This is a genomic window from Pseudomonas sp. TCU-HL1, from assembly GCF_001708505.1.
In the GTDB taxonomy this organism is placed as follows: Bacteria; Pseudomonadota; Gammaproteobacteria; order Pseudomonadales; family Pseudomonadaceae; genus Metapseudomonas.
The window spans coordinates 1325955-1339655 of record NZ_CP015992.1 but is presented as its reverse complement, the minus strand read 5'-3'; the positions used below and the strand labels follow the sequence as shown (position 1 = coordinate 1339655).

At 65.4% G+C, this 13701-nt stretch carries 13 protein-coding genes; 12 read left to right on the top strand and 1 reads right to left on the bottom strand.

Annotated elements, in window-relative coordinates:
• The gene (locus THL1_RS06190; RefSeq protein ID WP_069082437.1) at window positions 1-1365 is read right to left on the bottom strand and encodes a multicopper oxidase family protein; all 1365 of its coding nucleotides are present in this window, start codon (window positions 1363-1365) and stop codon (window positions 1-3) included.
• Window positions 1366-1576: 211 nt separating this feature from the next.
• On the opposite strand from THL1_RS06190, the gene THL1_RS06185 reads away from it, so the two are divergent.
• The 12 genes from THL1_RS06185 (at window position 1577) to THL1_RS06135 (ending at window position 13699) form a co-directional block, all read left to right on the top strand.
• The gene (locus tag THL1_RS06185; protein ID WP_069082436.1) at window positions 1577-2230 is read left to right on the top strand and encodes an intradiol ring-cleavage dioxygenase; all 654 of its coding nucleotides are present in this window, start codon (window positions 1577-1579) and stop codon (window positions 2228-2230) included.
• 824 nt (window positions 2231-3054) lie between these two features.
• Complete coding sequence (locus THL1_RS28805) at window positions 3055-3324, top strand: hypothetical protein (RefSeq protein WP_083245835.1); 270 nt, start codon at window positions 3055-3057, stop codon at window positions 3322-3324.
• Window positions 3321-3617 carry a LasR-specific antiactivator QslA gene (locus THL1_RS06180; protein ID WP_069082435.1) on the top strand — a complete coding sequence of 99 codons (297 nt, stop codon included), beginning with the start codon at window positions 3321-3323 and terminating at the stop codon, window positions 3615-3617. Before THL1_RS28805 ends, THL1_RS06180 begins: the two co-directional genes overlap by 4 nt.
• A gap of 615 nt (window positions 3618-4232) precedes the next feature.
• Window positions 4233-4616: a hypothetical protein gene (locus THL1_RS06175; RefSeq protein ID WP_069082434.1), complete on the top strand. Its 384-nt coding sequence runs from the start codon at window positions 4233-4235 to the stop codon at window positions 4614-4616.
• A 148-nt stretch (window positions 4617-4764) separates the two neighbouring features.
• The gene (locus THL1_RS06170) at window positions 4765-5520 is read left to right on the top strand and encodes a hypothetical protein (RefSeq protein WP_069082433.1); all 756 of its coding nucleotides are present in this window, start codon (window positions 4765-4767) and stop codon (window positions 5518-5520) included.
• 529 nt (window positions 5521-6049) lie between these two features.
• Window positions 6050-6736 (top strand): OmpA family protein, encoded by a 687-nt coding sequence (locus tag THL1_RS06165; RefSeq protein WP_069082432.1) that lies wholly within the window; start codon window positions 6050-6052, stop codon window positions 6734-6736.
• Window positions 6733-8709: a pilus assembly protein N-terminal domain-containing protein gene (locus THL1_RS06160; RefSeq protein WP_083245834.1), complete on the top strand. Its 1977-nt coding sequence runs from the start codon at window positions 6733-6735 to the stop codon at window positions 8707-8709. The genes THL1_RS06165 and THL1_RS06160 overlap by 4 nt, the downstream gene beginning before the upstream one ends.
• Window position 8710: 1 nt before the next feature.
• Window positions 8711-9448, top strand: coding sequence for a tetratricopeptide repeat protein (locus tag THL1_RS06155; RefSeq protein WP_069082430.1), 738 nt, complete (start codon window positions 8711-8713; stop codon window positions 9446-9448).
• 3 nt (window positions 9449-9451) lie between these two features.
• Window positions 9452-10795, top strand: coding sequence for a CpaF family protein (locus tag THL1_RS06150; RefSeq protein ID WP_069082429.1), 1344 nt, complete (start codon window positions 9452-9454; stop codon window positions 10793-10795).
• Complete coding sequence (locus THL1_RS06145) at window positions 10788-11654, top strand: type II secretion system F family protein (protein ID WP_069082428.1); 867 nt, start codon at window positions 10788-10790, stop codon at window positions 11652-11654. Before THL1_RS06150 ends, THL1_RS06145 begins: the two co-directional genes overlap by 8 nt.
• Window positions 11651-12493 (top strand): type II secretion system F family protein, encoded by an 843-nt coding sequence (locus THL1_RS06140; RefSeq protein WP_069082427.1) that lies wholly within the window; start codon window positions 11651-11653, stop codon window positions 12491-12493. The genes THL1_RS06145 and THL1_RS06140 overlap by 4 nt, the downstream gene beginning before the upstream one ends.
• 42 nt (window positions 12494-12535) lie before the next feature.
• Window positions 12536-13699 carry a hypothetical protein gene (locus tag THL1_RS06135; protein WP_069086427.1) on the top strand — a complete coding sequence of 388 codons (1164 nt, stop codon included), beginning with the start codon at window positions 12536-12538 and terminating at the stop codon, window positions 13697-13699.
• Window positions 13700-13701: the final 2 nt, after the last annotated feature.

Sequence of the window (13701 nt, the reverse complement as noted above, 5' to 3'; positions counted from 1 at the left end):
TCAGGCAACCTCGATGGCGGCCATCAGGCCGGTTTCCATGTGATCGATGACGTGGCAGTGGAACATCCACACGCCGGGGTTATCCGCTACCAGCGCAATGCGCGCGGTCTCGTTCTTGCCCAGCAGGTAGGTGTCAGTGAAGTACGGAATGATGTTCTTGCGATCGGAGTCCAGCACCTTGAAGGCCATGCCGTGGAGATGGATGGGGTGCAGGTACTGGGCCATGTTGCGCAGCTCGAATATGTAGTGGCCGTCCTTCTTCAGCTTGGCGATGGGGCGGTCGGCGCAGGTCTTGTCGTTGATATCCCACGCCTTGCCGTTGATCTGCCAATAGTTGCTCGGCCGCCCGGCGGCGCTGGCCAGGGTCGCGGCCCACTCGAAGTTGAAACGCAGCACCTGGGCTTTCTCCAGGTCCGGCTCCGGCACCGGGTTGGCCGGTAGCGGGGCCGGCCAATCGCCGGGCGCTTCGTTGCTGGCCACGCTCTTCAGCGTCGCCAGGCGTAGCGGACCGTTGCGCAGTGGCAACTCGGTCCCTTCGGCCGGCACCTTGATGCCCAGTTCGATGCGCATACCCGGCCCCAGCCAGTACTCCTTGCCCAGGTCGCGGGGTTCCACGGGGTGGCCGTCGAGGGAGTAGATACGTGCCTCGGCACCCGGCAGGTTGAGCCGATAGGTGACGGTGTTGTCCAGGTTTAGGATACGCAGGCGCACCACTTGCCCGGCGGACAGGTCCAGGGTTGGCAGGGGTTTGCCATTGATGGTGGTCAGGCGGCCACGGGTACCTTCCCGCGCGGCTTCGCGGGGCACGCTGAACGCCGTGAAGGCGCCGTCCTGGTCCACGTGCCAGGTTTTCAGGCTGAGCACTTGCTCGTGCCTGAAGCCCGAGGGTTCTCGCTCTTCGACTATCAGCGGACCGACCAGGCCGCGCCCCAACTGATGGGCGCTGGACAGGTGCGGGTGATACCAGAAGCTGCCGGCGTCATCGGTCTTGAAGCGGTAGTCGAAGTACTCGCCAGGCAGCACCGGTAACTGCGAGACGTAAGGCACGCCATCCATTTCCAGAGGCAGGCGAATGCCGTGCCAGTGGATGGTGGTGGGCTCGTCGAGCTTGTTGATGAAGCGTACCCGCAGCCAATCGCCCTGGCGCGAGCGCAGTTCGACGCCAGGCGCCTGGCCGCCGTAGGCCCAGGCCGGCGTAATGTGGCCAGTGACCAGTTCAAGATCGACTGGTGCGGCGATCAGCTCGTAATCGTGGGTCTTGGCATCCAGGGTGCGCCCCAGCCAGTAGCGCGCACCGCCGGCGCCGAGGCCGACCACACCGAGGCCGACCAGGCCGCCAAGAATCTGTCTGCGAGTGAAGGACATGGGGGTCAGGCTCCTCTGGGGAAGAACGGGGCTGTCCCATCGGCTAATCGAACCAGCCTCTGTCGGGCCGGCTTACGGGGCGCACAAGATACACCCGGAGACTGTGAAAGATAAGTGAAAGCATCCGCATTGGCCGCGACCGATGGGCGCAGCCGCCCTTCTCGGCCGGGCGTAGGATGGAGGGTGCGCCCCTCTCTCAGAGGAAAGTCCCATGCATCCCACTCGCCGCCAACTGATGCAGCTCGGCCTCGGCGGCTTGGTGTTGTTGAGCTGGCCACGATTCGTGCGGGCCGACAACGCCAGAGCCTGCCACCTCAGCCCGGTACAGACCGCCGGGCCCTTCTACCTGGAGGATGCGCTGCTGCGCCAGGACATCACCGACGGCAAGCCAGGTACGCCTTTGCGGCTGCAGTTCCAGGCGCTGCAACTGGACGGGTGCTTGCCTCTGGGCGATGCCGCGCTCGAGATCTGGCACTGCGATGCCCAGGGCGCCTACTCCGGCGTGGGGAGCGACTCGGCGAGCCGCTTCCTGCGTGGCGTACAGATCACCGACGACGACGGCCACGCGGAGTTTCGCAGCATCCTCCCCGGCTACTACCCGGGCCGCACCAACCACGTGCACCTCAAGCTGCACCTGGGCGAGCGGGATATCCACACCGGTCAGCTGTACTTCCCCGAGGCGGCCATCCGCCCCGCCATGGCAAGACCGCCCTACGCGCATCCCGGCCAGGTCTGGACGCCACTTGAGCAGGACTACGTCTTCCGTCGGCAGCAGGGCGAGCAGTCCATCGCCGAACTGCTGGAGGATGGCGAGGGCTTCGTGGCGCGACTGACGCTGGTGGTGGATACCCGCGCCAATACCTGAAAACTGAAGCTGAATGCGGACTCGTTCCGTAGGGTGCGCCGAGCGCACTAGGACTCTCATGCAGGAAAAGCGGTGCGCGCGGCGCACCCTACGGCCAGCCCTACTCCCTCAGAGCTGCTCCCCAAAACAAAACCGGCCAGGCTTTGAGGCCTGGCCGGTTGCTTTACCGCGTGGACGCCGGAGCGCCCATCACTCCCACTCGATCATCAACAAGCCGCCCGAGCCCGCTTGGCTAAAGGGATTCGTTGTGATTGCAATGGAGCAATACCGTCGCCTCTACCGTCATTCGCGCAGGGCTTTTACTGACGCGGGAGATAGACCAATTTACGGGGCGACGGATCTGGCAACGCCATCATCAATCAGCCTTCATATTATCCGCACCCCGCCCCCGAGACGAGCCCGAACATGCCATCGCCGAATCAGGGGGCCCAGGTGTTACCCGTCTTCAATCTCACCTACGCCACAGTAGGTTGCCATCGTAAAACCCTCGGGCTAGAGTGCGCCCGTCGTGGTAAATCCCACGACCGGGCGTCAGAACCCGATTAATCGAGGGCGCGGTTGCTCATGGCGAAGCGGCAAATACTCCGGTGTTTGCTATCGCTTTTCTATGGCAGGCCGTGCGGGGCAGGCTTTTGCCTGGCCGGTTCCCTCGGTTACCGGTTTCTGACCCCCGTACGGTCTGCCACCATACTGCGTCAGAACGGTGGGTGGCAGCTCCTTAATCAAACCGAGGAGCATAAGGAAAATGCGCTACCCCCTTTTTACCCGAGAGCTCCGCCTTGGGCTTCTGGTGCTGCTGCACACCTCTGACCTTGAGGTGCGCCATGGCTGAGTTCGAATCCTGCGTCGTACCTTTTCCACTGCAGCGAAGCCCGCTGCATGAATCCGAACGCTCTCCCCTAGCCACTGAAGCTGCAGCTGAACTACGCGGTGTCATGCTCGGCAACCTGCTGGATCAACTGGCTGAACCAGATGGGCTACAGCCGGAAGATCTGCGCGTGCGGATCGCTGCTTACTCAGCTCTGGATCTGCTAGATGAGATGGTCGTGCTCTATCGTCGCGCACTATCCGAAGCGCGAGGAGGTGCGAGATGAGCAAAGGCGTAATGACCTGCCTTCCTCCTCATGATGGCCACCCAGGGGTGGAGATCGTCTGGGCCTATGACTGCAGGGAGGCATTCGATCAGGGCGCCACACTGGCTCAGAACTGGCTTGATAATGCTCGCAGCGGCTGGCTCTGGGCAGTGATGATAGCCGAGCGCGACTTACTGCCATGCGCAATAGAACGGAGAGCCTTTGAAGTAGGCTTCCTCAGCCGCCTCCACCAGCGCATATGCTCACCCAGGTGCTGCGGCCAGTCGGCTAACCCCCTTTCAATAGAGCTGTAAAGCGGATGTTCGCGAGCCGGCCTTGCCGGCTCGCGCTTACCGTCGCTTGTCGTCAAATTTTTGGGCCGCACCCATAAGGCGGGCGCCCTAGAACAGACCGAGAACTGCCAAAGCGGACTGTTCGAACCGTGCCTGAGTTTGCCTTCTTTTGATGCTTCGAGATCTCTGGGGAAGCCAGTGCGTTTAATTTATTTCTTTGGCCCGTCCCGTCCTGAACAGGGTTTTCACCTTCTAATCTGTTTTTCAGGAGGATTCGATGAGGATGCCGTCAGTACCGATCAGGTCTTCAAGTTTCTGGTAGTTGGTCAGGAGCTGATCAAGCAGCTCGCCGACGATGGGGTGTTGCGTCTTGCTCATGGTGTCTCCGGTTCGGAGCGACACTGTCGCTCATAAGCCGGTTAAAAAAATCGGCCCCCTCCATCTTGCGTTGCAATATGCGAAGCATAAAACGGCTTACCCTCGGAGCAAGATAGTCAGAGGCCAGCTATTAATTAGTTAAATAACTGTTTTATATATAAAAATTAACTTTGGCACAGCTCTTGATGGTGCAAGGTCAAGTGAGAACGGGTTCTCGCTTATTAGGACCAAACATTACCGACCTTTGAGGTGTGCACCATGAAAACAATCGACAAGAAGCTCGCTAGCAAGAAGCAAGGTGGTTTCGTGATGACCAGCGAACTGGTGCTGATCACCACGACCATGGTCATCGGCCTGATGGCCGGCATGGTGACCATGCGCGACGCGATCACCGCCGAGATGGAGGATGTCGCCGAGGCGATCGGCCAGCTCGACCAGTCCTACGAGTTCAACGGCATCACCAACTTCGAGGAGACCGCGGCGGTGTCGGGCTCGGTGTTCGGCGACAACGTCGATACCGCGGCCGGCGACGGCGATGTCTTCACCTTCGTGGCGGCGGCGCCGATCGAGGGCGGCGGGGTGATCGTCAACTCCAATGGCGGGCAATCCGCACAGGCCGTCGGTACCGTCTCCGCGCCTTGATCCCAACCCGCGACGCCCGCGCAGGCCTGGCTTCAGTGCCGGGCTCGCGCCCGCGTCAACAGACCATTGATATCCACCTGCGTCGGCAGGCCTAGCGGTGACGGCCTGTTGAGCGAAATCAATCCTCGATGAACTCAGGGGGTTCCGCATGAAGCGCAAATACTCCGGCAGTACCACGGCGGCCATGGCTACTTTCCTGGTTTCTGGGCTATTGGTCAGTGTACTGGGCGCTCGTCAGGTCGAGCGATACAACACCCAGGAGGTTTGGGGCATCAACGGCGACTGGCCGGTCGGCACCCTGCTGCGTCCCGAACTGTTGCGCAAGGTGCGCGTCGACAAGGACCGGCCCGGGGTCGAGGACCCTCGCCTGCTGATCGGCAAGCGACTGGCCACCGACAAGCAGGATGGCGAGGCCATCTGGCCCGCCGAGTTGGTCAGACCGGCGAAATCCTGGCTGGCTCAGCAGATACCCGAGAGCAAGGTGCTCTACACCTTTACCCCGCGCAAGGGATCGATACCCCACACTCAACTGCGCAATGGCGACCGTTTCGATGTACTGGTCGCCGGCCGCAACGGGGTCAGGACCGTGGCGCGCGACGCACGGCTGATCGGCGCCCTAGCGCCGCGCACACCGAACGTCGCCGCAGTGACGGGACTGAGCAGCCTGACCTTGCCAGCACAGATGCGGGACAAGCCGGCCGAGGGCGCGCCGCTGGTGATCGCCATCGCCCCCGAGGAGGTCTATCCCCTGGCCAGCATCGCTCCCCGCGAAAAGGTCACCATCGTCCTGCATAGCGCGGGGGATGCCGGCCCCGATCGTCAGCGCATCGAGCCCCAGCCGACTCACCGCCAGGTCGAGCTGCTGTCCGGACTCAAGCGCCGCAACGTAACCGTGGAGCTGTAAACGCACTGTCTCCACCCCGGCTGTTCTCAACTTATCCCCGGCTGTCGGCATGGTGCCGAGCCGGGGCACGTCTGGGCGATACCCGATAGCGCCGAAAGTCAGACACCTCTCCCTCGTCCGCCCCAACTGGCCCCCGCTAAGCCTGACGGCAAATCTGTTCCCTATTACGCGCAATCCGATCCGACCGAGTCGTCGAGGTCGGCCCGTCGCTCCCCCCTCTTTCCATGTATACCGCCTGCCATCGCCGAGGCACCGGCTGATGGCGCTTTGCCAAAGCATTCCTGTATTGCGTTGCATTTTGCGAATACAGGGAAGCCATTTGCTTAGGTAATTGCCATAAATGCTGAGAAATAATGATAAGTCATTGTTATAAAACATAAAAAACATGATCTACGGACTTGGTACGGGCCGTGCAACACCTCCTATGAAACCGTCGCCCACGCCCCTGTTCACGCAATCCAGAGGCTCTGACGACCAGGGCTGACGAGCGCTATATCGTCCAGCCGTCACAAGACAGAGAGGTCCTGCAATGAGAACCGCCAGTCTGTTACTAGGCGTCTTACTCGCCGGATGCGCCGGCCAGGAAGCGGCGCGGCCGCTGCCCGAGTCGAACCATGAACCGACGTGGCGCAGCCATGCCCCGGCAACCCTGAGTGCCTATGCCCACGACCGCGACCCACGGGAGCCGGGGCAGCCGCAGCACTGGCCGTACCACCGCCCGCTCGACCAGGCCGCCAGGGCGCTGCGCAGCTGTACGGGACAGGCCGGGCACTACCAGTTGATCGCCCGGATCACCCCCTTCGAGCACGATGCCGGCGAGTTGCGCCCTGCGGTGCAGCAGGAGCTGGCGACGCTCGCCCGCGCGCTGCAGAGCCATGGCGCAATTCCCAACGTGCTGGTCGCCGGACATACCGATGCGGCCGGCGGCGAGGACTACAACCAGCGCCTGTCCGAGCGCCGTGCCCGCAGCGTGGCCCATGAGCTGCTGCGCCAGGGCCTGCCGGCCCAGCAGCTGCGAGTCGTCGCCTACGGCGAGCACGCGCCCCTGCACCCGCTGCTGCTCAGCGAAGTAGCCCCTTTGAACCGGCGGGTGGAGATCTTCACCTACCTGCCACTGGAGACCAGTGGCCAAGCCGTAGCGCCCTGCCTGCAGGCCGTACAGCCCCTCGCGGCACAGCCCATGGCCGCGCCCCTAAACGCCGAGGTGAAGAAATGAAAAGCACGCGAAGCTGTTTGCTGCTGGCCTGCGCCGCAGCGCTGTTCGGTCTGGTCATGCCGGTACCGGTCCAGGCCGGCCTGACCTTCGTCGAGGATGCCAGCGGACGCCGCTCCGCCGGGTTCCGCGACCTGATCCAGTGGACCCACTCGCGGTTGCTGTTCGACAAGGAGCTCAAGCGCGTGGCGATCGGCCAGGAGAAGACCCTGGAGGTGGAGATTCTCGGCGGTCGCGAACTGCTGGTGCTGGCCAAGAACGTCGGGCGCACCACGTTGATCGTGTGGTACGCCGATGGCAGCAGTGAAACCTACCTGTTCAGCGTCAGCGAAGACCTGTCGGTATTGCGCAGCGCCCTGCGCGACATCCATTCCGGCATCCGCCTGGAGCCGGCGCCGGATCGCCCGGCCCTGGTGCTGCGTGGCAAGGTGCCCACAGTCAAGTACAAGGTCGCCGCCGAGGCGGCCGCCCGCCATTACCTGGGGGTGCGTCAGCAGGCCGATGCCGCGACCGCGCAGGACCCGGCGCAGAACCTGTCCGCCGCCTTGCAGATGGTGGTGGCGGCCCAGGACGGCAACCCTGCCAACAGCGCATTTCGCCTCGGCGCGCAGAGCCTGGGCGGCGACAGCCGGGTGGCGGTGATCAACCTGATCCAGGTCGAGACCCTGCCCAAGAGCATGGAGTTGAAGATCCGCGATGCCATCGCGCCCCTCGGCGGCAACGGTGTGCGTATCCGTCGGGTGATGCGTGGCGACATCGCCGATGATTTCGTCGACACCCTGATCCTCGAGGGCGAGGTGCGCGACCAGGTTACCCTGACCCGGGTGCTCAACGTCGCCTCACGCCTGTTCCTCGGTGAACAGGGGCTCGCTGGTGGACTGTCGGACGTGGCGGTGGTCGCCGACGAGTCCGGCGGCCTGCTCGAGCAGCGTGGCTCGACCAAGGCGGCCGCCTCGCTGATCAGCGGCCTGGACGGCGGCGCGGGCATCCACGACAACGACCTGCGGGCCAATGTCGGTCGGGCCAAGCTGCTGTCGCTGGCCAACGGCCGCCTGTTGTCGATGATCGAGGTGCGCGACCTGCCGCAGGTGCGGGTGGCGGTGCAGATCCACGAGGTCAACCGCAATCGTCTGTATAGCTGGCGTCCGGACCTGAGCCTGGTGACCCAGGGCTACAACACCGAGGGTCTGTTCGGCCTCGGCGGCCTGGGCCAGATCCAGCCTGACAGCTCCACCGTGGAGAATGCCCTGCAGATCATCGGCGGTTCGCTGACCAACAACCTGCAGATCGGCAGCAGCCGCCTGGCCTTCGACCTGCTGTTCTCACTGATGGAGCAGGAGGGCATCTCCCGCACCCTGTCGCGGCCGACCCTGATGATGCTGGCCGGCGAATCCGCGGTGTTCAGCGTCGGCGGCGAGGTGCCGGTACCCACCGCCTTCGCCCCCACCGGGCTGAAGAGCGGCGACGAGGTGGGCAACAACACTCCGGGGGTGTTCAGCGGCACCAGCTTCAAGTCCTTCGGCGTGCAACTGAAGGTACGCGCCATGGTCGACGAGAACGACCGTATCACCCTGGACGTCAATCCGACCGTGTCGGCACCGGACACCCTACTGACCCGGCAGATCTCCGGCAGCACCGGCAGCAACCTCAACAGCACGGCCTTCAATACCCGCAGCATCAGCACCACCACCCGCCTGCAGGACGGCCAGCCGCTGATCCTCGGCGGCCTGGTCTCCAGCGAACAGTCGACCCAGGAGGACTTCACTCCCGGGGTAAACCAGATCCCGCTGCTCGGCCGCCTGGCCGAAGCCTCCAGCGACAGCGGCCAGGATCGTGAGCTGATCATCGTGGTGACGCCCACTTTGGTCCGCGAAACCCAGGGCGACGTGCACCTGTGGGCCTTTCCGTCCCCCCTCGACCTGGCGCAGCGGGCCCTGCAGCCCGGCGTTGCCTTGCCCCGTGAAGAGGAACACTGAGATGAATACCAGACTCGCATTGCCCATGGCCCTCGTCATGACCCTGCTCGGCGGCTGTGGCTCGCTGGGCCAGCAACGTACCCAGGCCAGCGAGGATCCCAACGTTCAGGTCGACCGGGTGCTGAGCCACTACCGGGCCACCCTGGCCAGCGGCGCGGCCTGCCACACCGCCACCCAGGGCTGGAGCGAACCGGTCGACTGCCAGGGCCTGCTGCGCGAAACCATGCAGCTGTACGCGGCCTTCCCGCACAACGAACGGGTGATCATGCTGGCGGCGGTTATGGCCCACCAGTCCGGGCGCGCGGCCCAGGCCGGCTACCTGCTCGACCAACTGCTGGAAGGGCGCAAGCCGCGTCCCGAGGCCGCCGTGCTGCGCAGCCGGATCGCCCTGGAGGAGGGCAACCAGGCTCTGGCGCGGACGCTGCTCAAGCAGCAGATCCGTCTCAACCCCCGCCACCCCCAGTTGTACGAGACCCTGGCGGCGGTGCAGTACCTGGATCGCAACTATGCCGAGGCCCTGCACAGCCTGACGATGGCCGAGCGGGTCGGCGCCCCCGGCTGGCGGGCAGCCTACCATCGCGGCCTGATCTACGAAGAGCAGAACCGTCACTCTGCGGCCTGTCAGCAGTATCGCCTGGCGAGCGCCGGCAACCCGCAGTTCATGGCGCCGGAGAGCCGTCTGGTCAGCCTGTCCGGTGGCGGCGCCTGTGGCGCGGCTGCTACCAACCTGGGGAGCTAGCTCATGGCCACCCGCGATCTCGAGGCGCCCGGCATGGACCTGCGCCGTCTGCGCCAGCTGCTTCACCAACGCCTGATCGATTCGCTGGAGATGGGCGAAAGCGAGGCCCTGGTCGACAGCGCGTCGCTGCGCGGGCGCATCGATGGCCTGATCGAGCGGCTCGAGGACGACCTGGGCAGCCCCCTGGAGGCGACCCGGCGCCTGGCCCTGGGCGAAGAGGTGTTGCAGGAGGTCCAGGGCATGGGGCCGCTGGCACCCTTGATGATCGACCCCGGGGTCTCCGACATCCTCATCAACGGCCCCCACGAGGTCTGGGTCGATCGCCGCGGCCAGCTCAGCAGGACCACGCTGGCGTTCGACAACGAGGCGCACCTGCGGCGTTTTCTCGACCGCCTGGTGGCGGCCCAGGGCAAACACCTGGACAGCGGCTGCCCGGCCGTGGACGCCCGCCTGCCCGACGGCAGCCGCCTGCACGCGATGATTCCGCCGCTCTGTGCCAAGGGACCGGTGGTGTCGATCCGCCGCTTCATCGCGGCCCAGGACAGCGCCGAGGCCCTGGTCGACAACGCCATGCTCAGCCAGGCCATGCTCGACCTGCTCGGGCTGGCGGTCAACGCGGGGCTGAACATCCTGATCGCCGGCGGCGCGGCGGCCGGCAAGACCACCCTGCTCAACGGCATTTCGCAGTTCATCCCGGCGGCGGAGCGGGTGGTGACCATCGAGGAGTCGGCCGAACTGCGGCTGCGCCACCCCCATGTGGTGAGCCTGGAGGCGCGCCAGGGCAACAGCGAGGGGCGCGGCCAGGTGGACCTGCGCATGCTGCTGCGTAACGCCCTGCGCATGCGCGCCGATCGCATCATAGTCGGCGAGGTGCGTGGCCACGAGGTGTTCGAGATGCTCCAGGCGATGACCGTGGGCCACGACGGCAGTCTCTCCACCGTGCACGCCAACAGCCCCGGCGATGCCCTCAAGCGCCTGGAGTCTCTGGCGCTGCTGGCCGACGTCGGCCTGCCGCGCGAGGCGATCCGCGAGATCATCGGCTCGGCCATCCAGTTGGTCGTCCAGGTGGCGCGCTTCCGCGACGGCAGCCGCTGCGTCACCAGTATCGGTGAGGTCATCAGCGTCCAGGGACGTCTGGAGGTCCGCGAGATCTTTCGCTTCCACGCCGAGCCACTGGACGCCACGGACAACGCCGAGTCCGGCCCGGCGCTGAATCGCCGTGGCCGTCACCTGCCCGGCGCACGGCGGCCGAGCTTCCTGGCGACCCTGGAGCAGCGCGGCTATGCCGTGCCGGCCAGCCTCGTCGCGCCGGATGAACGCAGCACCACGGAGGCCAGACATGGCTGAACTCGTTCTCTGGCTTCTGGCCGGCACGACCCTGATCGCCTCGGGCATCCTGCTGCTGCGTCGCCTGGCTGGCACCCCGGCGGCGCCGGCACTGCCGACGCTGCCGGGAGACGGCCTCGCCAGCCTGCGGGTGAAGCTGCGCATCCTCAACATTCAACTGCGCCCGCTGCTGTTCGTCGCCGGTCTGCTGCTCAGCAGCCTGGCGGTGTGGGTGATCTTCCTCAGCCTGTTTCCCGCACAGCTGGGCCTGTCCGTGGTGGCCGGCCTGGCCTTCGTGCCGGTCAGTCTGCTGCTGATGAACGACCTGGTGGCCTGGCGCTCGCGCTTGTTCGAGACGGCCCTGGTCGATGTGGTGGACCTGATGCAGGCCGCCACGGCGGGTGGCACGCCCCCCCTGTTGGCCCTGCAGGTGGCTGCCGAAGCCTCCAAGGGCTCGGTGCGCCAATCCCTGGAGGACATAGTGAGGCGCATCAGGCTCGGCGCCTCGGTCGATGATGCCTGCCAGCCGCTGCTCGGCCTGTACGCGAGCGAGGGTGTCAGGCTGTTCGCCAACACCCTGACTTCGCGCTGGCATGCCGGTGGCGACTTCGCCGGACTGCTGCAGGCCCTGGGCGGCATCCTGCGCGAGCGCAGCTTCTACCGCCAGCGTCTCCAGGGCCAGCTCTCCGGCGCCCGCTATGCGCTGCTGTTCGCCGCCTTCTTTCCCTACATCCTGATCCCCTTCTTCCTGTGGAAGGAGCCCGGTTGGCTGCTGCCGCTCAGCGAGCATCCGCAGGGCCCGGCCCTGGTGCTGGGCGCCCTGCTCTGCCAGATCCTCGGTTTGTTGTGGATGCGGCGCATCCTGCGGAGTGACGAATGATGAATGGCTTGTGGTTCGACCTGACACTGTTGCTCGCGCTGCTGCCCTGCCTCGGGCTGGTCTTCGCGCTGCAGCGCCAAGAACTGAACCTGGATGAGGAGGCCCGGCTGCTGGCGGCCAAGCGGCGACCGGGATTACTGCGCCGCTGGCTGTTCCCGGCGCGGCTGATGCGCCAGGCCGGGATCATGCCCGCCCGCCTGCGCCTGCTGTACTGGCCCGGCAAGCTGGCCCTGGCGGTACTGTTGCCGCTGGCGCTGCTGGAGTGGCAGGGGCCCTGGAGCCAGTGGCCGGCGCTGTGCGCCGCCTCGATCCTCGGCCTCTTCGCCTTCGACCTGTGGCTGCTGCGCCGCCGCCAGCGCCGCCGTGCCCGCATCCAGCGGACCCTGGGCTTCTTCGTCGACTTGCTGCGCGCCTACCTGTCATCCGGCGCGGCCCTGGCCCAGGCCTTCGAGCAGGCCGCGCGTTTCGGTTTCAAGGCCGACCACCCCCTGGCCCGCGAGGCCCTGCTGGTGTGCGCCGAGCTGAACGCCGGACAGTCGCTGCGCAAGGCTTTGCAGGGCATGGGCCAGCGTACCGGGGTGCAGGAGCTGCGGCGCCTGGCCGCGGTGTTCGAGGTGGGCACCCAGGTCGGCGCGCCGATCCTGCAGACCCTGGAAAAGCAATCGCAGATCCTGCTGGAGAAGCAACGGGCACAGGCGGCCCAGGTGCTCAACCGCAAGAGCATGGAGATGCTCTTTCCGTTGGGCCTGGTGTGCCTGCCGATGTTCCTCCTGCTGGTGATCTTTCCCGCGGGAGTGCAGCTCTACGATGCCGTGCAGATTCTCAAGCACCTGCTGTGAGCGGCGTGCCGCCGCGGCCGATCAACGGAGAGGAGAATGATCATGTCCAGCTCGAATGCCGCGAACCGCCCGCACGCCGGCAGGGCGCGCAAGGCCCAGGGCGGCTTCGTCATCACCGTCGAACTGCTGTTGCTGATCACCATCCTGGTGCTGGGCAGCCTGGTCGGCATAGTGGCGATTCGCGACGCCCTGGTTAAGCGCTATGTCAGCCAGCAGTCACAGAAGGCCATAGTGGTCGATGCCCAGGGCAAGGCGCTGGGCGAGGCGGCCGACTTCGACGAGCACGATGCGCCCCGGCTGTTCTATATCGACCGCAGCCAGGACCGTAATTATCGAGCCCTGATCGGCGTTCGCGATGATCGCTTCACCACTCGCGAGCCGCTCTACTATGCCGGCAATAGCTGCGAGGGCGATCCCTGTATCAAGGCCGTCAGCGACGAGTCGACCGATAACCGCGGTGTCGACGGCATCTCTGGCTCGGGCAGTGTGAGCTATTTCAACGCCCTGCAGGGTCAACCCAACTACGCGGTAGGCCAGGGCGCCAGCGGTTTACCCGGCGCTCTGTTTCGCGAGACGACGCAGAGCTGCCCGATAGAAATCGCCGACATTGGTTCGCGCTGGGTCTCGCAGAAGGTGGTGGCGGGGTCGCCCTGCGAGGCCGTCAGCCTCGACGCCATCGGCACCGAGCCGGCCTACAGCGCCTGCCTGGTCAGCGTTCCGGAGCCTTGCGACTGCCCGGCCGGCTACGAGGACGAAGGCGATGTGCTGGACAACTACCTGCCGGCGATCAATGCCCTGCTGGACACTACCCTGGTTACCCTCAACTCAGTGCTGCTGTTAACCGGCCAGCAACTCGATCCCATCGAGGTTGGCACCCTGTGCTGCCCGCAGGCAATGGCACTGCAGGAGTCCGACCTGGTGAACGCGGCGGTGTACTCGGCCATCACCCAGGTGCTAGACAGTGCCCGTATTGATCAGCAGCTCAGAGCGACACTGGATGATCTGCTGGCGCCGCTCAAGAGCGACATCCTCTGCGAAGCCTTCGTCCAGTTGCAGGCAACCGAGCCGGTCGCCGACCCCAACGACCCAACACAGAACGCCCTGGAGGCCTTCACCGCACCGTTCCGGGTGAACCTGCCGGCGGCTGCCGGCGACGGCGCCTGGCGCAGCGTGCCGCCGACCGGTGAAGGCACCTTCGCCCCCTGACA

What these genes read in the sequence shown, in the direction of transcription:
- THL1_RS06160 (WP_083245834.1), top strand. Translation starts at nt 6,733, where the DNA reads ATGAAAAGCACGCGAAGCTGTTTGCTGCTGGCCTGCGCCGCAGCGCTG.
- THL1_RS06155 (WP_069082430.1), top strand. Translation starts at nt 8,711, where the DNA reads ATGAATACCAGACTCGCATTGCCCATGGCCCTCGTCATGACCCTGCTC.
- THL1_RS06185 (WP_069082436.1), top strand. Translation starts at nt 1,577, where the DNA reads ATGCATCCCACTCGCCGCCAACTGATGCAGCTCGGCCTCGGCGGCTTG.
- THL1_RS28805 (WP_083245835.1), top strand. Translation starts at nt 3,055, where the DNA reads ATGGCTGAGTTCGAATCCTGCGTCGTACCTTTTCCACTGCAGCGAAGC.
- THL1_RS06180 (WP_069082435.1), top strand. Translation starts at nt 3,321, where the DNA reads ATGAGCAAAGGCGTAATGACCTGCCTTCCTCCTCATGATGGCCACCCA.
- THL1_RS06175 (WP_069082434.1), top strand. Translation starts at nt 4,233, where the DNA reads ATGAAAACAATCGACAAGAAGCTCGCTAGCAAGAAGCAAGGTGGTTTC.
- THL1_RS06190 (WP_069082437.1), bottom strand. Translation starts at nt 1,365, where the DNA reads ATGTCCTTCACTCGCAGACAGATTCTTGGCGGCCTGGTCGGCCTCGGT.
- THL1_RS06135 (WP_069086427.1), top strand. Translation starts at nt 12,536, where the DNA reads ATGTCCAGCTCGAATGCCGCGAACCGCCCGCACGCCGGCAGGGCGCGC.
- THL1_RS06165 (WP_069082432.1), top strand. Translation starts at nt 6,050, where the DNA reads ATGAGAACCGCCAGTCTGTTACTAGGCGTCTTACTCGCCGGATGCGCC.
- THL1_RS06170 (WP_069082433.1), top strand. Translation starts at nt 4,765, where the DNA reads ATGAAGCGCAAATACTCCGGCAGTACCACGGCGGCCATGGCTACTTTC.
- THL1_RS06145 (WP_069082428.1), top strand. Translation starts at nt 10,788, where the DNA reads ATGGCTGAACTCGTTCTCTGGCTTCTGGCCGGCACGACCCTGATCGCC.
- THL1_RS06150 (WP_069082429.1), top strand. Translation starts at nt 9,452, where the DNA reads ATGGCCACCCGCGATCTCGAGGCGCCCGGCATGGACCTGCGCCGTCTG.
- THL1_RS06140 (WP_069082427.1), top strand. Translation starts at nt 11,651, where the DNA reads ATGATGAATGGCTTGTGGTTCGACCTGACACTGTTGCTCGCGCTGCTG.